The 17,641-nt window shown below is 44.6% G+C and carries 24 protein-coding genes; 10 read left to right on the top strand and 14 right to left on the bottom strand.

The window, feature by feature from the left end:
* Positions 1 to 16 precede the first annotated feature (16 nt).
* The 3 genes from HPL003_RS06590 (at position 17) to HPL003_RS27360 (ending at position 2,019) form a co-directional block, all read left to right on the top strand.
* Positions 17 to 373: a nucleotide excision repair endonuclease gene (locus tag HPL003_RS06590; protein ID WP_014278861.1), complete on the top strand. Its 357-nt coding sequence runs from the start codon at positions 17 to 19 to the stop codon at positions 371 to 373.
* Between the two features lie 112 nt (positions 374 to 485).
* Positions 486 to 1,430, top strand: a complete 945-nt coding sequence (locus HPL003_RS06585) for a helix-turn-helix transcriptional regulator (RefSeq protein WP_014278860.1) — start codon at positions 486 to 488, stop codon at positions 1,428 to 1,430.
* A gap of 64 nt (positions 1,431 to 1,494) precedes the next feature.
* Positions 1,495 to 2,019 carry a DinB family protein gene (locus tag HPL003_RS27360; protein ID WP_014278859.1) on the top strand — a complete coding sequence of 175 codons (525 nt, stop codon included), beginning with the start codon at positions 1,495 to 1,497 and terminating at the stop codon, positions 2,017 to 2,019.
* Here HPL003_RS27360 and HPL003_RS06580 read toward each other — a convergent pair.
* From HPL003_RS06580 to HPL003_RS06565, 4 genes are all read right to left on the bottom strand, one after another.
* The gene (locus tag HPL003_RS06580) at positions 1,952 to 2,488 is read right to left on the bottom strand and encodes a Crp/Fnr family transcriptional regulator (RefSeq protein ID WP_014278858.1); all 537 of its coding nucleotides are present in this window, start codon (positions 2,486 to 2,488) and stop codon (positions 1,952 to 1,954) included. The genes HPL003_RS27360 and HPL003_RS06580 overlap by 68 nt on opposite strands.
* Before the next feature lie 36 nt (positions 2,489 to 2,524).
* Entirely contained in the window at positions 2,525 to 3,265 is a 741-nt protein-coding gene (locus tag HPL003_RS06575) for an SDR family oxidoreductase (protein ID WP_014278857.1), read from the bottom strand.
* 29 nt (positions 3,266 to 3,294) lie between these two features.
* A complete protein-coding gene (locus HPL003_RS06570) occupies positions 3,295 to 3,873 on the bottom strand; it encodes a TetR/AcrR family transcriptional regulator (RefSeq protein ID WP_014278856.1) in 579 nt (192 codons plus the stop codon).
* 137 nt (positions 3,874 to 4,010) lie between these two features.
* Positions 4,011 to 4,556: a glutathione peroxidase gene (locus HPL003_RS06565; RefSeq protein WP_014278855.1), complete on the bottom strand. Its 546-nt coding sequence runs from the start codon at positions 4,554 to 4,556 to the stop codon at positions 4,011 to 4,013.
* Positions 4,557 to 4,824: 268 nt separating this feature from the next.
* Here HPL003_RS06565 and HPL003_RS06560 point away from each other — a divergent pair, with 268 nt between their 5' ends.
* Both HPL003_RS06560 and HPL003_RS06555 read left to right on the top strand, forming a co-directional pair.
* Positions 4,825 to 5,553, top strand: coding sequence for a YheC/YheD family protein (locus tag HPL003_RS06560; RefSeq protein ID WP_193372622.1), 729 nt, complete (start codon positions 4,825 to 4,827; stop codon positions 5,551 to 5,553).
* A gap of 197 nt (positions 5,554 to 5,750) precedes the next feature.
* A complete protein-coding gene (locus HPL003_RS06555) occupies positions 5,751 to 6,197 on the top strand; it encodes a GNAT family N-acetyltransferase (RefSeq protein WP_014278853.1) in 447 nt (148 codons plus the stop codon).
* A gap of 1 nt (position 6,198) precedes the next feature.
* On the opposite strand, the gene HPL003_RS06550 is transcribed toward HPL003_RS06555, so the two are convergent.
* The 3 genes from HPL003_RS06550 to HPL003_RS06540 form a co-directional block, all read right to left on the bottom strand.
* Positions 6,199 to 6,555 (bottom strand): VOC family protein, encoded by a 357-nt coding sequence (locus HPL003_RS06550; RefSeq protein ID WP_014278852.1) that lies wholly within the window; start codon positions 6,553 to 6,555, stop codon positions 6,199 to 6,201.
* 91 nt (positions 6,556 to 6,646) lie between these two features.
* Positions 6,647 to 7,498, bottom strand: a complete 852-nt coding sequence (locus HPL003_RS06545; RefSeq protein WP_014278851.1) for an SDR family NAD(P)-dependent oxidoreductase — start codon at positions 7,496 to 7,498, stop codon at positions 6,647 to 6,649.
* A 12-nt stretch (positions 7,499 to 7,510) separates the two neighbouring features.
* Positions 7,511 to 7,912 carry a MerR family transcriptional regulator gene (locus HPL003_RS06540; RefSeq protein ID WP_014278850.1) on the bottom strand — a complete coding sequence of 134 codons (402 nt, stop codon included), beginning with the start codon at positions 7,910 to 7,912 and terminating at the stop codon, positions 7,511 to 7,513.
* Between the two features lie 811 nt (positions 7,913 to 8,723).
* Here HPL003_RS06540 and HPL003_RS06530 point away from each other — a divergent pair.
* Positions 8,724 to 9,071 (top strand): hypothetical protein, encoded by a 348-nt coding sequence (locus HPL003_RS06530; RefSeq protein ID WP_014278848.1) that lies wholly within the window; start codon positions 8,724 to 8,726, stop codon positions 9,069 to 9,071.
* Between the two features lie 166 nt (positions 9,072 to 9,237).
* Here HPL003_RS06530 and HPL003_RS06525 read toward each other — a convergent pair whose 3' ends face one another.
* The 5 genes from HPL003_RS06525 to HPL003_RS06510 form a co-directional block, all read right to left on the bottom strand.
* The gene (locus HPL003_RS06525; protein WP_014278847.1) at positions 9,238 to 9,702 is read right to left on the bottom strand and encodes a hypothetical protein; all 465 of its coding nucleotides are present in this window, start codon (positions 9,700 to 9,702) and stop codon (positions 9,238 to 9,240) included.
* Positions 9,703 to 10,047: 345 nt separating this feature from the next.
* Positions 10,048 to 10,623: a DDE-type integrase/transposase/recombinase gene (locus HPL003_RS28375; RefSeq protein ID WP_014278844.1), complete on the bottom strand. Its 576-nt coding sequence runs from the start codon at positions 10,621 to 10,623 to the stop codon at positions 10,048 to 10,050.
* Entirely contained in the window at positions 10,624 to 10,749 is a 126-nt protein-coding gene (locus HPL003_RS30435) for a hypothetical protein (RefSeq protein WP_158308730.1), read from the bottom strand.
* 277 nt (positions 10,750 to 11,026) lie between these two features.
* A complete protein-coding gene (locus tag HPL003_RS30430) occupies positions 11,027 to 11,251 on the bottom strand; it encodes a helix-turn-helix domain-containing protein (protein ID WP_014278843.1) in 225 nt (74 codons plus the stop codon).
* A gap of 152 nt (positions 11,252 to 11,403) precedes the next feature.
* Complete coding sequence (locus HPL003_RS06510; protein WP_043922319.1) at positions 11,404 to 12,273, bottom strand: AraC family transcriptional regulator; 870 nt, start codon at positions 12,271 to 12,273, stop codon at positions 11,404 to 11,406.
* 323 nt (positions 12,274 to 12,596) lie between these two features.
* Between HPL003_RS06510 and rlmN the strand changes: the two genes are divergently transcribed.
* The 3 genes from rlmN to HPL003_RS06495 all read left to right on the top strand — a co-directional run bounded on the left by rlmN (position 12,597) and on the right by HPL003_RS06495 (position 15,463).
* Positions 12,597 to 13,694: a dual-specificity RNA methyltransferase RlmN gene (rlmN, locus tag HPL003_RS06505; RefSeq protein ID WP_014278841.1), complete on the top strand. Its 1,098-nt coding sequence runs from the start codon at positions 12,597 to 12,599 to the stop codon at positions 13,692 to 13,694.
* Positions 13,695 to 13,848: 154 nt separating this feature from the next.
* Positions 13,849 to 14,550, top strand: coding sequence for a dihydroorotate dehydrogenase electron transfer subunit (locus HPL003_RS06500; protein ID WP_014278840.1), 702 nt, complete (start codon positions 13,849 to 13,851; stop codon positions 14,548 to 14,550).
* Positions 14,531 to 15,463 (top strand): dihydroorotate dehydrogenase, encoded by a 933-nt coding sequence (locus tag HPL003_RS06495; RefSeq protein ID WP_014278839.1) that lies wholly within the window; start codon positions 14,531 to 14,533, stop codon positions 15,461 to 15,463. The genes HPL003_RS06500 and HPL003_RS06495 overlap by 20 nt, the downstream gene beginning before the upstream one ends.
* A gap of 100 nt (positions 15,464 to 15,563) precedes the next feature.
* On the opposite strand, the gene HPL003_RS06490 is transcribed toward HPL003_RS06495, so the two are convergent.
* Positions 15,564 to 15,746 carry a hypothetical protein gene (locus HPL003_RS06490; RefSeq protein ID WP_014278838.1) on the bottom strand — a complete coding sequence of 61 codons (183 nt, stop codon included), beginning with the start codon at positions 15,744 to 15,746 and terminating at the stop codon, positions 15,564 to 15,566.
* Between the two features lie 158 nt (positions 15,747 to 15,904).
* Between HPL003_RS06490 and mmuM the strand changes: the two genes are divergently transcribed.
* Positions 15,905 to 16,885 carry a homocysteine S-methyltransferase gene (mmuM, locus tag HPL003_RS06485; RefSeq protein ID WP_014278837.1) on the top strand — a complete coding sequence of 327 codons (981 nt, stop codon included), beginning with the start codon at positions 15,905 to 15,907 and terminating at the stop codon, positions 16,883 to 16,885.
* A 176-nt stretch (positions 16,886 to 17,061) separates the two neighbouring features.
* Here mmuM and HPL003_RS06480 read toward each other — a convergent pair whose 3' ends face one another.
* Positions 17,062 to 17,484 carry a MerR family transcriptional regulator gene (locus HPL003_RS06480; protein WP_014278836.1) on the bottom strand — a complete coding sequence of 141 codons (423 nt, stop codon included), beginning with the start codon at positions 17,482 to 17,484 and terminating at the stop codon, positions 17,062 to 17,064.
* Between the last annotated feature and the right edge of the window lie 157 nt (positions 17,485 to 17,641).

Here is a 17,641-nt window from a genome sequence, read left to right as displayed (position 1 = left end):
ATGAGGAAGTGACATAGTGATAAACATAACCATTCCAACCCCTGACATCACGATTACCAAACAGGTTAACCCTGAACTGAGCCATATTTACGGATTTACAGATTTCCACCTGATTCCCAGAGATAAGAGCGGTATTTTTATGTTCTACAACGCGCAGGAGGAATTGTTGTTCGTTGGTAAAGCAAGAAAGCTGAGACAAAGAATCAAAAAGCATTTTGAAGACACCGTATCACCGATCAAGGCCAATCGGAACGAAGTGGCGATTATTGAGGTTTGTATTGTGGAAGATGCGGTTGAGCGAGAAATCTATGAAACCTACATCATCAATTCACAAAAGGCTAAATATAACGTCGAAAAAGTGTTTTTTAAGTAATGAAGTAACTCTCATGTGAAAATGAAGAGCAATAAGTTGCAGTGATTGTACTGCCCTTATTGCTCTTTTGTATGACTGCATTTTAAGATCCTTCCAGAGAGGTTGACGTGGTATGAACAAAACAGACCGTCTGCTAGCCATCTTGCTAGAGTTGCAGCGTAAGGATATTTTACGAGCCGAGGATTTGGCGGGCATATTCGAAACAAGTGTAAGAACCATCTATCGGGATATTCAGGCTCTAAGCGAATCGGGCGTACCGATTGTAGGAGCACCGGGCATTGGATATTCCTTGATGGAGGGGTACTTCCTGCCCCCAGTGAGCTTTACCGTAGAAGAGGCTGTGGCGTTGCTAATCGGGACGGATTTTGTCGAACAAAAATTTGATACAGAATACGGCACCAAGGCGCAAGCTTCCCGCAGGAAGATAGAAGCTATTTTACCGGAGAGCATTCGCAGGGAGGTTTCGCGGGTGCGTACAACCATCAGGCTATTCGCAGGGGGGAAAGAAGTAGATCGTAGAGAGAAAACCTACTTGGAAACGCTGCGTCTCGCTATATTGGAAAAACGGAAGGTACGGTTCGGCTACTCCAAAAGAATGCCAGAGGCTGACGGGAATCGTCAAAGCGTGCGTGTGGTCGCCCCCTATGGTCTCGTACTGCTTCATGGTTCATGGGTTTTGCTTGGTCAATGTGATTTGCGCCAACAGCTTCGTCATTTCCGTTTGTCACGTATGGACGAGCTTATGGTTCTTGAGGACGGCTTTCAGTTCCCCGCCGATTTTAATTTGCAGGATTACAAGCAAGTAGATGATCGCCATATATCTGTTCGCATACTAGCCCGTCCTGAGATTGCTGATAAAGTGAAGGAAGCGAACAATTTTTACATGGAGGCTGTAGAGGAGCATACGGATGGACTGCATGTACTCTTCCGTGTCAGACAGTCGGAGGAATTACTGCAATGGATACTCGGTTGGGGTGCAGATATGGTCGTGCTGGAGCCTGAATCACTACGGGATCGGGTACGTGTGGAAGTCGAAAAAATGTTGAAATGCTACTGACATAATGCTGTCAGTAGCATTTTTGTATAGTAAGGCTAACTAAAGGAGAGGGGCTTAATAGTATATGAATACAACAACCGAAACATTGCAGCGTTTTGAAGAAACAGTACAACATTATCTTCTTGAATTGGACAGCTTTAGCTTGGAGCAATTGCAGTACACACCGCAGGAGGGTCAATGGTCGCTTGGACAAATGTACCTTCATTTGGTGAACTCTGCTCTTTATATGCATCTTAAGAACATAGATCTTTGTCTACAGTCTAATGGGGAGACGGGGGCTAAAACGGAGGCGGGCACGGCAGCTTTTAATCTGGGAGGCTTTCCGCCCATACGTATCCAAGTCCCACCATCTCCGCAGTATACTCCTCCACAACCGACTAGCAAAGAAGAAATTGTGGAAGGATTAAACGTTGTGATCCGTAAAATGAGAGAGATTGAACCGGTCGTTGGGAAATCAACAGGGCCGTTTACCGTCTCTCATCCCGGATTCGGCGCGTTAAATGCTGGAGAGTGGTTTATGCTCATCGAGATGCATTATCGTCATCATCTTTTGCAGAAGGAGCGCTTGAAGCACGCAATAGCCGATTAATCGTCTCCCGGCGCAGCCCGATGAACTGGCCGATTTCCTCCTGCGTCAGCACGTCCGTTAACGTGGCGGGTGCGATGTAGGAGTGGAACCAGCGTTGAAGCTTCCGAAGCTTCTCGGCAGGTGACACCTCGGTGAGTTGGTCGATTCGTTGCTGCATCATGCGCAATTTGTCCTGTAGCTGCAAAGCGATAGTCCGGCATTGCGCCGGGTCTTGCTCTAGCGACTGATACCATTCCTTTTGCGACAGCACCTCAATCTCAGAGGTTACCAGCGCCATTGCTGTACCATAATAAGGATTGGGACTGATCAGGGAGTGGTGCGGGATAATTTCATCGGGCACAATAACGTTAACTAAAATTTGTGAGCCGTCCTCATGGACGCGGATAATTTTTAACAAGCCGCTCTTTAACTGATACAGAGGGCCGGATTCCCCTTGTCGAAATAGGGTCTCGCCTTTGTGTAATATCATGAACGTGAACAGCCTCCATTTCATGTATTTCGGTTTTTAGATGAACCCGCCGTTGACGCGGATCGTCTGCCCGGTAACCCATTGTGACTTGGCGCTGACTAGGAACTCAATCACATCCGCGATATCTTCGGGTTCACCGAGACGGCCGAACGCATTCATTTTTTTCATACCTTCGATCTGCTGCTCGGTTTTTCCTGCCTGGAACAGTTCGGTATTCACGGGGCCGGGAGCCACGGCGTTGATCGTAATTTGTTTGCTTCCGAACTCCTTGGCAAGCTGACGGGTAAATTGCTCAACTGCGCCTTTGGTACCCGCGTATACGCTATACGAAGGGAACATTTGTCCAATCACGGATGTGGAAATGTTGACGATTCTTCCGTAGTTCTCCATGTGCTTCATCGCCTGCTGGCAAGCAAAGAAGGTACCTTTTACATTCAATGCAAATTGTCTGTCAAAATCAGCTTCGGTCACGTCTGCAAGTGGCTTGGTGATCATTAGCCCTGCGTTGTTAACCAGAATGTCGACTTTGCCAAATTCAGCAATCGTATTCGTAAATAATGCTTCAATATCACTCATCTTGCCCAAATCAGCGTGAAGAGCTATGGCTTTGCCACCTTTTTGAATAATGCCTTCCACGACTTCTTTGGCTTTGTCCGGACTGCTGGCATAATTGATGACTACATTAGCGCCCAGATTAGCCAGTTGCTCGGCAATGGCACGTCCAATTCCTCTGGAGGAACCGGTAATAATCGCTGTTTTTCCGTCCAAATGCTTCATATGTGCTTAACCTTCTTTCCATATATTTTTTAAGAGATTCCTTTTTCTAAAAGCGCCCATACGTTCGAAAACTCCTGATCGATCGCAGGATTCTTCCATTCGTAAGCATGAGCGGGATGATGGAAACGGGCTGTGGCATAGAAAAGGGTACGCGCCAGTTGGGCTGGCTGATCCGATGTGATGCCCCCGCGTACAATGATGTCAGCGAGTTGATCTACAATGTGGCCGATATGCTGGTCGATTAAATCAGTGGCTTGCTCGGTGACCCGGGTATACATTTCAAACATTTCCTCGTCATCGCGGGCAAAATACTGCTTGAGTTCGACCAAGGTCTGTATATATCGTCGTAAATGCGGCTTTCCCAGCATAGATGCATCCTGATACACTTCCGTTAACGGGTCGATAATCTTTTCCTTCAACCATTTTTCGGTCACGCCTTCAAGAAGCTCGGCTTTGCTTTTAAAGTGTCGATAAATCGTTCCATGACTTACTCCCAATACTTTGGCAACATCGGTCACGGAGGTTTTGGCTACACCAAAACGCCTAAGTGTGTCTTCTGTAGCGATGAGAATCTGTTCCTTGGTTAATATATCTGAGGATTTTTCCATAGAGTCACGGTCAAGTTGCCGTGTGAGTCACCTCCTTAAAGTTAGGATATCAAAAATAGTATCAAATGACAAATATTTATTTTTGTCATTTGATACTATTTTATTTTTAAACTAATGTAAAGGAATAAACCGAAATCCTACAACAGTGATTCGATGATAGAATCTATTTCAAAGGGCTCCGTCGTTGATTCAAATCTTCCATTTACATGACCATCGCGATCGATCAGAAACTTGGAGAAATTCCACTTGATCCCGTCGCCAGCGTATATTTCCGGATACTTATCTCGCAGGAAATCCTCCATCCATTGACCGTCCTTGGTCTGGGAATCGAAGCCCTGGAATGGTGCTTGTTGTGTCAGATATTGAAATAAAGGATGAGGGGCTGAGCCTCTTATATCCGTTTTCCCAAATAGCGGGAACGTTACGCCATGTCCATTTTGGTAGATTTCCTGCAATTCCGAGTGACTACTCGGCTCTTTTTCATTGAATTGATTACATGGAAACGCGAGAATTTCAAAACCTTGTCGCTTCCGACTTTCGTAGAGCTTTTGCAGATCAGCAAATTGGCGGGAGAAGCTGCATTGGCTGGCTGTATTTACGATCAGGAGAATTTTTCCTCTATACTCGGATAGTTTAATTGGCTTCCCGTAAATTGAGGTTGCTTGGAAATCATAAATGGACATGTTAATGTTCCTCCTCACGGTATTTGTAATCCATCATATATCCAGAGTTGGTATTGGTCTAATATATAATTGGAATCAGATTTATAGGTATATACAATAATTACACTCATGTAACGAACACATTCCCCATTTCTCTTGAATCAAAGAAGGTAGATAGGAGAGGTGTGCCTCTTTTATAGCAAACTGTGGCATTCGCCGTTACCAAGATAGATTATGGATGCATATTCATGTAATGCGTGCAAAAACCCAACAGAATCGAGGGATACTCGTGCCCATTGGAAAGATGATTCAATATAACGAAATGCGACAACATCCCGTTTTAAGTTCTCATTTACCGGAAACCCGTTGGATTAGCAAAGCAAGGACTTTGCGCATGCTGGACGAATATCGGACGGTTTTCATTAAGCCTAATTATGGAAGCGGAGGGACTGGTATTATACGGGCCAAAAAGCTGGGGAGGAGGTATGAGATTCGTTGCGGCTCCAGTCGAAGAATTGTCAGATCCCACGCGGTGAGAAGAGCGATCAAAACCCATCGGACGCCTCATCGCCGTTATTTGGTACAGCAAGGACTTCGGTTAGCGAAGTACAAAGGTTCGATTTTTGATGTTAGAGTGTATATGCAGAAGCCGGGATTGGAATGGGTCATTTCAGGAATAACCGGTCGTGTTGCCGCACCCCGAAAAGTGGTTACCAATTACCGCAAAGGAGGACATGCGGCACCATTGTCCAAAGTGCTTTTAAAGGTCTTTGAAAATGACAGAACGAAAATGAAAGAGACTCTGGACCAAATCATCGAGCTTTCTAAAATGGTTGCCGACACGATAGATAAAAATCATCCGTTTCGCGAGCTGGGTATTGATCTTGCTATTGAGAAGAGTGGTCAAATCTGGATTATCGAGGCCAATCCGCATCCCGGACATAAGTTATTCAAGCAGCTCCCCAATCATAGGATGATTCACAACATTTTGAGAAACAAGCGTCGGATTGAACGCTAAAGTAAGATGTAGACCCCTTAATCACAATAAATAAAAAAGCCAGTCGAGCAGGGAATATAGAGACAACGTGTTAGACTGGTTCCTTTTTTCGAGCCATCGTTTATTGCCCGTTGAATATACTGATCTTGATGAAAAATATTGAATATATATTCGTTTTATGGTATTTTTATTCAAATTACATCCTAGGAGGATTCAATATGTCACTGATCGTAAGAAATGCTGAAGCGGATGATGTGAATGGTTTGACCGAGTTAATGTATGAATACATCGTTGGTTTTTATAAGAAACCTAAACCAGATGTTGAAAAATTACATAATTTGATTCATCACCTTTTAGAAAAGCAAACGGGTGTACAATTTGTAGCAGAACAGGATGGAGAGTTAGTTGGCTTTGCCACATTATACTTTACATTTAGCACGATGAGAGCAGATAAAACAACGATCATGAACGATCTGTTTGTTATGGAGCCATACAGAGATACGGAAGTGGAGACACAGCTATTTTTGCAGTGCCAACGTTATTCGCAGGATCATGGCTTTGCGTTCATGTCCTGGATCACAGCCCCGGACAATCATCGGGCTCAACGCTTCTTTGATAAAAAGGGTGGTGTTCGAGGGGATTGGGTTAACTATTCCATCATCTAAGTTAGGGGCCTTGCGGTTCAACATATTCAATAAAAGTGCCGTCCGGGTGTTCTACAAAAATACTCGGTCCCACAGGGCCGTGCTGATCCCTTACAATCGAGGCGCCTTCTGTGGCCAGAATGGCTTTAAGCTCTGTCATGGAGTCTACATACACTACAGAACGCAGGTTTTTGGCAAGCTCCAAAGCTTGCTCGGTCCCCGAAACGATGACATAAGGGTAGACTGTGGCTAATTGAAGCTCGGCTTCGGGAATAGCCCATTGTCTGTCCGACGGCTTTCCTGTTATTTTCTCATAATGGGCTACAGCCGACTCCAGATTACTCGCAAATACGGGAATAAAATGATCTGTAATATTCATGATTTCACCTTCCAGTTGAGTTGTACAATACCTATAGCATTGTTGTGACTAATATAGTTATAACAATATTAGTTACAATGTAGGTGCGATGTCAAGTGGATTCTATGAATTGCTGTTTATAAATCTGGTCGATCTTGCTAAGGACTTGGGAGCTGTGCTGAGTGAAAATTAAAGGGGTGACTTTTCCCTTCTTCAGAAAAATGCCAGTTTGTTCGCTGGATTCACCCAGAGCGGCCTCATATAGACGGGAGGCTCCTTTGCTGGGGTGGGAAAAAATCAGGTTCCGAATCGGAATCATATACCCAGGCATTCCTGAACTCGAAGTCATCGTTGTTTTATTCGCACCCGGGCAGACGCTGCGTATCTTGATTCCCTCAGCGGCGGCTGCCGGAGCGATCTCTTGGGTCCACAGTGAAAGAGCCAGCTTGCTTGAGGCGTAGGGCCCGACAAGCTTTTTAAATTTGACAGGGCGCTCCAGCAACTCCACCTCGAACCGTTTTACGATGAGGGAAGCATTCGAGGAGGTGTTAATAACTGTTCTTAGGTTTCCTTGCCGCAGAAGCTCCTTAAGCTCCATAAAAATGATGTAGGGAACGACGGTATTGACTTCAAAGTGCATTTCGCGCCCTAATGGAGAGAATATCATTTCTCCGAGCGACACACCTGCATTATTGAAGAGGATATCGATGTGAGATTCGCTTTTTTGGATCTGCTCCAGTGCCTTTTTAAGACTTGAAAAATCGGCCAAATCGGCTTTATATATCCTCAATTGTCCTGTGCTTAACGCGTGCCGAACCTGAGGTTCGTTGTCGTTCGGGAATCCTGAGCGGATCAGGGCAAGAACATGCCAGCCTTCGGAAAGAAACTTTAGGGTTAACTCCAATCCCACCCCCGAGTTTGCACCTGTAATAAGCGCCGTTTTATGATGCTTGTTTGTAGCCATGCTGGCATCCTCCTATTCTTTATCCGTTGTATGAGCCGCTGCATCTGTTTCGAGCAGGGAGTGCTGGTTGTTTAATTTATGATCTATAAATCCCACAATGCGTTGTAAATCGGCTATTTGTCCGATCACTTTTTGACGGTAGTTTTGTAACAGAGCATTCACTTCCGGAACGCTTGTTACGTCTTCTTTATAGGAGAGCGGGACATAAGCCTTCATGTCTTCCAGCGACATGCCTGTTTTCTTCAGGCAAATGATCAGCTTCATAACCTCTGTATCCTCGATGCTGTACACACGGTGTCCGTTCTTTTTTCTTTTAGGTGGCGGAAGCAGTCCGATTTTTTCATAATATCGAAGGGCATCCTCCGTCAATCCGGTTTTTTGCGATACTTGTTTGATAGAAAAGGAATCACCCACGCTGTTTTCACCTGCTTTTCGTTAGGGTTAACGTTATGCTACACCTTGGTGTTCACACCAAGTCAAGACATTTTACGTGGAAAAGAGCCTCTCAATACAGAAAGCATTTTAATTCTATTTAACCCTTCTTCATTTTGAGTTTCATAACTTTCATCGCCCACAATACCATTTGTTTATTCAATAGCGCCTTGGCCGGAAGCTTTCTCCCCCGGAGTAGACGCTCTGGTTATCGGTATGAGTAGCACTAAAAAAAGGCGCTTCCGGTTGCGCCCAGAAACGTCTTTAAAAATCTTCAATCCATAAAGATACATATATAAATAACACGTAAGCTACAAGAAAGAAAGCAATCACACTAAGGAGGAGAATCCATATAAGACGGGTTTTAAATGGGGACAGGATTTTTTTCAATGGTCTTAGGATCTTCTCATGGGTAGGCAGCAACTCATATTCTAATTCTTTTAAAATCCAGGTGTGACCCCCCAAGCCAATTTGGACAAGGTTCAAAAAATAAACGATATGTACCAATCATTGTACGCGCGCCCATTCTCCCGATTTCTCCATTTTTCGTCCCTGTCCATTTCCGAAAAAGTTTTGCTTTTTTACCCGAATTTCATACTCAATGAATGCAAAATAGAAAGATTTTTCGCTTAGGTTGTTAAACTACCATGTAAATTACCCTATAAATGAAGACCAATTAAAGCGCGCAGCTCTCAACTCGAGTGAAACAAAAAAACTTTGGAGGTTAAATATTATGGCAAGAACACGTGAGTATGCTTCAACAGTAACTGTAACGGCAAGTCAACTAGCATAAATGCGTTCAGCGCAAAGGGTTATTTATCGAAATGGTGGGTTCCAAAAAAATAATCCCGATTATAATTTAATGGTAACTGGGTTGGCAGGAATTGGGGCCACTATTTTAGGACTTATTTTCGTCGCTTCTACACCGGTAGGAATCGCAGCAGGAGTAACTTCGATAGTAGCGTCTTTGTTTGCTGTTGGAAGTTCAGGTAAAGCACTTGAAAGTCTAATCCAGCAAGGAAATGACGGTATGGCTGATGGTCTTGAGTTCTTTGAACTTAATAAGAGATACGATATGTTAGAAATCAAGTTTCCATTTCTTGAATATACCCTATCTGATGGAACAGTAATCGTTTTGTAACAGGCAAAGGCGTGCCAGTTAGAGCTCATGTAGCTGGAAGTGGTTGGGAAATATTTTAAACAAAAAATGAGGTTAAACTTTAATTGCACTGTATAATCGAGTAAGACAGGGGGAAAGTTCCCCCTGTCTTCTCTTCTACATGTCCCATATGTAAATAACATTATCTTTAATCGAGCAATTTTTTAAGATATTTATCAAGCGATTCATAGTCGAATTTACTAGTTACCTTATAGTTATAAGCTGAATACTTGGCCTCCTTATCAAATATAGTTATATCTGTGTTACTCCAGATTGTAATCATAAACCTAGATTCCTCTTTTACTCGAATTCTAATGGTATAATTATCATTTAAAGATGTAATACTATCCGATTTTTTAAACTTCACGTTGGTGAATTCATTCATAATTTTTTTAATTACCTCTTTATCAGTAACAACAGCATCTTTAATATCTCCATTTGATGAATCCTTAATAATATAAAGCGAAGTAATATCCCCAACATTTATACGATCTAGTACAACTTTTTGAAATGATGTATTCAAACCTGATAAATATATAATACTCGGAATACCTATCACTAAGACAACCAATATGATTGCAATAATATTGATTTTTCGCTTATTTATGATCATCACTTCCTCTTAATGTATCTTTTTTCTTGCTGACCTTCCGATCGCTCATGACGAACGACTTCATCCAAAATCCTTAGCATGTTACCCCAATCTCTCGGCAGTCGAATTTTTTCCTGCGTCGCCGGCATTTCTTCTTCGCTAAAATGATTCAATGATGAACTTTCCCTGCATGATCAATATGGCCAGCTTGATTTTAATCCTCCCACGATAAAAGGTAATACTTTGCCCTGGCAGTCAAATCATTCATATTCACGCCTTGCAGCTTGCGACGAACGCCCGATAGCTTGTCCTCCAGATTCTGAAATGTTCGCCGCAAATACATGTCTTGTGTCCCAATTGAAAAAATCAGTCCAGCTCCCCTCCATCTTTCTCAGGTCCTTCGTGATCTGCTTCAAGGATTCCTCTAATACGCCCAATTCTTTCAGCATACGTTTCTTCATATCCATATTCATATCCGATCAGTTCCCTTTCAACCATTAAACTTTTCCATCTGTCCTCTGTATTCGGCATACTTTCATAGAAACCCTGTTTAGCAGCAAAGATAATGGGAAAGCAAGCCGTCGGTTCGTATCGCAGCGATGTGAACCACCTACAATGCGAGGAGAAACTCTCCATGGAGGCATTGTCATAACAATTGCCCCGGCGAGACATGTTGATTTGGGCGACAACCTTTGGCAGCATGTCGTGGTATGCATGGGACGTGTACTGGAATCCCTGATTGCTGTGAACGATCAGTCCAGTCACGTCTTTTAGCTTTGTCCAAGCCTGCTTAAAAGTCTGTAGAACCCATTCGTTGTCATTTCTAGTACTCATTTGATAAGCGATAATTTCGTTATTCAACAAATCCTTAACGGCTGAGAGATAGAGCCACTTCTCACCTACACGATATTGCGTGATATCGATCGGCCATTTTTTTGCCATTCACCCTCCTTCGGAAGAAGCATAATTACAATGAGGTTTTCGACGAATTCTCGAACGAATCCCCAGAACCTGCATGAGAAGGAGTACCTTCTTGCGATTCATCCAAATCCCGTGGTCTTGCAGCAAAAACAGTTGGATTTGGCGATAACCGTAGACTCCATTATACTGTTTTCATACACCTTCTGGATGAACTTCTTTGCTTCCTGATCCCGATCTATTCCTTTACGTTTCAAGAAAGTGCGATATCCTCTTCTGGAAACACCAAAGAGTTTGCAGAGTTCGCTAACAGCGTAATCTTTTGCGGCACCCTCAATGACTCTATATTTGTGCGTCTCACCTCCTACATCCAGATACTAAACACTTTTTTAGCATTTCATTTTCCCGTTTGAGCTTTTGAACATATCTATCCTGATCGATATATTCTTGACGACACCCCCCGTTGATCCAGTAGCCCAAATTCCCCTAGTTCTCGGTATCTTTTCATCCATTTCTTTACTCGGCTTTGGTCTTGAATCTTAAAATGCTCCGTAATTCTCAGATAGGTCCATCTTTCCTCAACATGTAAACAAATGGCCTCTATTTTGATCTCATTCGAGTATATTTTAAACTTCTGTCCTTTGATCGCCATAAAAAAACACCCCCTAGAATTTCATCGGATAAACTAGGGGGTTAATTCCAATGTCTATTCTAAGGGGGGCACTTCATAGGCTCCTAAACCCATTCCTGATGGTTTTCTTGTCTCGCATTTGCTTATAGATGTTTATCAGCTTTGTTATGGGTTTACTTTTTGATAATCGGAATCCATACTTCGCAGCGGTAGTCCTCAGCTCGCGAGTCCCCCATCAGATACACTTCTAGTTCGGGTCCGCCTGAATGCTCATAATTGCTGGCCGGGAACCATTCCTGATAAATTCTTTGCCATACATTTTGGATCGAATGAGGCATAGGGCCGATAGAGGTGAACACAGCCCAAGTTTCGGCTGGGATGGTTCTGAACTCTAATCCGTTGGAGGTTGCTACGTCCTCACTGCCTTCGGCGGCAATCAGGTACGTGAACTTCTCCTCCCCATGCTTGAAGTCCAAACAAATACCGAGGATATCGTCGCTTGTTCCCAAGGCCTGAATCCGATCCGACGTGCCATCTGCGTTCAGCTCGTCCCAAAATTTCGGGATTTGTCGGAAATTTTCACCGTCCTTAGTCGTAACTTGGATGGACTTGCCAATGACCGTAAAGGCCGCTTTCTCTACAATTTTATAATCCATATCCTGATCTCCCTTCAACGATAGATGGAAGGAAATGCGTGGAAAGGCTTTCAGGTTCACCCCAGGGCTTCTGGCCTCAGAGGGAGATATACCGTGTACCTTACGGAACGCTTTAGAAAAAGATTCGGGGGAATCATATCCGTATTTGAACGCTACATCCAAGACTTTGGTGGTAGAAAGACTCAATTCCTGTGCAGCCAAGGTCAATCGACGTTTACGTATATATTCGGCTACCGTGACGCCGGTTAGCATATGAAACATACGTTGAAAATGAAAAGGAGACGAATAGGCTGCCTTTGCAATTTCGTCGATATCCAGCGGCTGCTGCATTCTTTCTTCCATCAGATCCAGCGCGTTCTTGATCCGAAGTAACCATTCCAACCGCATCACCTTCCTTGGTTGTAATCATATCATTAGCGGTGTCCGTCATCCTGTCTTTGCGTGCTCTTGTTGAACAGACTCTGTCGCCAAGTTTAAAGCAGCTTGGACTCCGTTTCAAGACGTCATTTCACACTGAAATTTGGAAGGGATCCATTCGCCTTTCCTCTTGTGTTCATAATTAAAATTTGGGACAATGGAAGAAGCGTTTAAATGGCGTAGGCTGCTTAAACATGCTATGATGCAATGATGGTTCAGATGAGACGAATGGTGAGTATTTGGCTTGATATAGAGTACAACGAATTTTAATGTTTTTGAAAAGAGGATCGAACATGAAAAAAGAATCCATTTATGGATTAACACTAGATCAGTTGACAGCATGGCTCATCGAGCATGGACATAAAAAATCCCGGGCGTTGCAGGTATGGGACGCACTTTATCGGAAACGGATTACTGATTTTGCTGCGATGACGGAGGTTCATGAGAACTGTACCCGCCTGCTGGCAGAGCATTTTCCGATTGAAACATTGGAAGAACACGTAAAGCAGCAGTCGGCGGATGGGACGGTCAAATTCTTGTTCCGTCTTCAGGATGGTAATTTGATTGAGACGGTATTGATGCGGCACAAGTTTGGGCTGTCTGTATGTGTGACAACGCAGGTGGGCTGTAACATCGGGTGCAGCTTTTGCGCGAGCGGGCTGTTGAAGAAGAGTCGTGACCTGTCCAGCGGTGAAATTGTAGAGCAAATTATGAAGGTGCAGTTGTATCTGGATCAGGAACGTCCGGGGGACCGGGTCAGTCACGTCGTTGTGATGGGAATTGGTGAGCCGTTTGATAACTTCGTGAACCTGTCCGATTTCATCCGGGTCATTAAGGATCATAAAGGGCTGGCGATTGGCCCGCGTCATATTACGGTTTCCACGAGCGGACTTGCCGATAAAATTATTGAATTTGCAGATTCCGATCTGCATGTCAATCTGGCGATTTCCCTTCATGCGCCGAATAATGAAACCCGCACTCGCATCATGAAGATTAATCGGGCGATCCCGATTGAGGAGCTGATGCAGGCGATTGATTATTATTTGGACAAAACGAATCGTCGTATTACGCTGGAGTATATTTTGCTAAAGGATATTAACGATAGCAAGGAGCATGCGCTGGAATTGGCTGAGTTGGTAGGCCACCGTCGTAATTTGGCAAATGTCAATCTGATTCCATACAATCCGGTGGATGAGCATAGCCAATACCAGCGGAGTGAGTCGGAGTCGATTACTGGCTTCTATGATATTCTGAAAAAACAAGGCATTAGCTGTAGTGTTCGGCTGGAGCATGGAGTCGACATTGACGCGGCTTGCGGACAGTTGCGCAGCAAGCAAATCCGCAAGGATGCAAAAGGTAGTCGCAATCCGGAACGCGAGGCGATTGGTTAATACAGAAGCGTACTCTTTAACAGGAGTACGCTTTTTTGTGCATAGATTATGAGGGAAGTAAAGTGCCCAAACCTAACTCAGTCTATAAATGTGAAAATAGTCACGTAATCATGGCTGTTTTTACGTTATAGTGTGTGGTTAGTGGAGGGGTTATATGGCTAACGTAATTTCGAATGTGGCGCTCGTTCCGGGCATTTATGTTATGAAAATAGAGGGAACCTTTAAAGGGAAAATGGGCCAGTTTTACATGCTGCGCAGCGGAACCGGATACCCTTTGCTACCTAGACCTATCAGTATTTATGATATCGGGGATGAGGGTATTTCCTTTTTATATCGGGTTGTTGGAGAAGGGACAAGCTTGTTTTCCCAGTTGCAGCCGGGGCAGGAGATCCAGTTGGAAGGTCCTTTCGGCAATGGCTTTCCTCAGGTAGAAGGAAGCTTGGCCTTAATCGGCGGTGGTATGGGCACGGCTCCCTTGCTGCTGGCTGCAAAGCATTATCCGCATGCACATGTTTATCTGGGATTTGCGCAGCAAGCCTTTGGGGTGGATGCTTTTGAAGCTGTGGCAGCATCTGTGCAGGTTCGTGTAGGGGGGAGCATCGTCGAGAGGGTCGATCCTCATCTCTATGTAAATATGTTTTCTTGTGGGCCGACTCCGATGTTACAAGCGCTTGCGATGAAAACAGCTGGCTCGTCGTCCCGTTTATATATTTCAACAGAAAGACACATGGCCTGTGGTATTGGCGCGTGTTTGGGCTGTACCATGCATACCCGTGAAGGTAATCGGAGGGTGTGTAAGGAAGGGCCTGTATTCCCGGTAGAGGAGGTGGATTTTGATGATCTCCATGGCGTGTAATATTGCGGGCGTACCGTTCAAGAACCCGATCATCATGGCATCCGGTACATTTGGGTTCGGGCGTGAGTATGCGGAATTTTACTCTCCTGAACTGTTGGGGGGCATCGTCGGCAAGGGATTAACTCTTCATCCGAAGGCTGGCAATACCGGATCACGAATACATGAAACAGCATCCGGTATGCTCAATAGTGTGGGACTGGAAAATCCGGGTGTTGCAGCCTTTTTGAAAGATGAGCTGGATGAAATGACACGCTGGAACACGGCTGTGATTGCTAATGTCGGCGGCTCGAATCTGGAGGAGTACGTTCAGGCTGTAGCCATGATTACGGAAAATGCGCAAAAACGGCGCACGATGAATCGCAGAGGCGTCGATATGCTGGAACTGAACATTTCCTGTCCCAACGTAAAGCAGGGCGGAATGCAATTTGGCATCCAGACGGAGGTCGCGCGGGACGTAGTACGGCAGGTGCGCAACGTAACGGCGCTTCCGCTGGTCGTGAAGCTGTCCCCAAATGCAGAGAATATTACGCAGATGGCGGTCATGTGCGAAGAAGAAGGCGCAGACGGTGTCTCGCTGATCAATACATTTTCTGCGATGAAAATTGATATACGTCGGCGGCGAAGTGTTTTTACGAATACGTATGCAGGTCTTTCCGGCCCGGCGATCAAGCCGATTGCCTTACGCATGGTTCATCAGGTGGCGCAGGCGGTGTCGATTCCCGTGATCGGGATGGGTGGCATCAGCTCGGTGGAGGATATTATTGAATTTACGATGGCAGGGGCAGCGGCAATTCAGGTGGGAACGTATAATTTTGCCCACCTACACGCAGGGTCTGAGCTAGTATATGGACTCGAACAATGGATGCAACGAGAAAAGGTACAGTCGTTGGATGAGATACGAGGAATCTTGTGAATTTCGTACCCATTTGCATAAAACTTAAACATACAAAACTGGCTTGTCTTCTAAGGCAAGCCGGTTTTGTATTTTATTTTACCGAAACAGCCAAGCTCAACTAGTGGTTAATATCGCACTTGTTCAAGATGAACGAAATTTGATTTTCCAGCCGATGAATGGCTTCCTTGGATGCTTGGTCGTTGGCACCTTGTTCCTGAAGTGCGGCGAGTTCCTGCTTGAGCTGATGAAGATCCTGCCCTGCATTGGCGCAGTTGTAATTACTCTCGAGATTGTCAATCATCCGATGTCCTCCATTTCGTTAGGTATACGTCCTTATTATGGAGTATTGATTCTTCCTTATTCAGCATATTGTTTTATTTCGAACAAAGGCTATAATATAAGGAATTAATTCCAACCTGAACAGTGGGTTAAATAGAACAGACGAGCAGGAGGGTCCACATGAATCCGATACAACATATACTGGACAAATATCCGGTAATCGTGCTGGATGGCGCAATGGCGACCGAACTGGAACGTCATGGGCATGATCTGAACGACAGCTTATGGTCAGCTAAAATACTCCATGAGCACCCGGAGTCTATCAAGCGTGTGCATAGAGAGTATTTCGAAGCGGGTGCAGACTGCGCGATCACTGCGAGCTATCAGGCTACCGTTGAAGGCTATGTTCAACGGGGTCTGAACGAAAATGAGGCGCTGGAGCTGATTCAGTCATCAGTGCGGATTGCCGTACAGGCACGGGATGAATTTTGGGCGGACATTACGTCTGGTGCAAAACAACAGCATCGTCCCAAACCGCTGGTCGCGGCTTCTGTCGGCCCCTACGGGGCGTTTTTGGCGGATGGCTCAGAATATCGTGGTGATTATACGCTGAGCGAGGAACAGCTTGTGGAGTTCCACAGGCCGCGTATGAAAGCGCTGATTGAGGCGGGGGCTGACATTTTGGCCTGTGAAACCATACCATGTTTGGTCGAAGCCAAAGCCATCGCGCGGTTGCTAAAGGAATTTCCCGGCACGTATGCCTGGATCAGCTTTAGCGCAAAGGATGGGCAGCACATCAGCAATGGGGAGTCCGCCGCTGAGTGCGCCGAATGGCTGGATGAACATGAGCAAGTGGCTGCTGTAGGTATTAATTGTACTTTGCCGCAGTACATTCCATCGCTCATTCAAGAAATGCGAAGTCATACGGATAAGCCCGTGGTGGTGTATCCCAATCTGGGTGAGGAATATGACCCGGTTACCAAAACATGGCACGGTACGAGTTGTACAGAGACGTTCGGGCAGAGTGCCCGCAAATGGTATGAAGCAGGAGCCCGTCTGATTGGCGGCTGCTGCCGGACTCAGCCGCAGGATATTAAAGAAGTAGTGGCATGGTCGAGAGATGTATACACGGAGACGAGGTTAGGGGGAGGTTGCCCTTAAGGAGGATCCCTCGATTGTCCCGAAAAAACAAGCAGGCTGAACCCAGTTGTCCTCCAGCAATGGAGAAGCTTGGTTCAGCCTGCTATTTTGCAATGACGACTAGTTGTTCAAAGAACATAAAGCCCTAGGCTGCCGCTGGTTTTATTGAACTAACGTCATCCGTTAGCTTAAGTACATTAATTCACTATCTTACTCTCCAGACCGTGACATTTAAAGTTATAGTTGGGATTTTTCATAACCTCTTCTTTCTGAAGTTCATACATGGCAATTTTATAGTTTATTTCTTCTAAGTGTTTGAAACTTTCGTCAATTTTCTTCTGCACTTCCAATTTATGCTGCATCAACATTTCTTCTCTTTGCAAATAGGTAGTATTCCCCAGTTCATAAAGTTCCTTGTAATCCTTTATTTTTGAAAGAGGCATGCCTGTCTCTTTGAGGCAACGAATAAAAGAAATCCAATCTATTTGTTGTTCGCTATAAACTCTACGGCCTTTTTCGTCACGAGATATATTTGGTAATATCCCTTGCTCTTCATAAAATCGAAGCGTCTTTGCAGATACATTTAAATTCTCCACTACATATGTCATTGAATACAACATCTACTTGTCCCCCCCTCCTTTAGTTACAGTTACTGTAACTAAACATATATCATAGTGAGAATGACAACGCAACAAATCTATATGTAATCATATAAAAATAAATACTTGACTTACCGTAACGACAACCAATTAAACTGAAATAGAAAAGAAAATATGA

Source organism: Paenibacillus terrae HPL-003, assembly GCF_000235585.1.
In the GTDB taxonomy this organism is placed as follows: domain Bacteria; phylum Bacillota; class Bacilli; order Paenibacillales; family Paenibacillaceae; genus Paenibacillus; species Paenibacillus terrae_B.
Note: the sequence above shows the minus strand (reverse complement) of the source record. Positions and strands in the feature narration are given on the sequence as shown.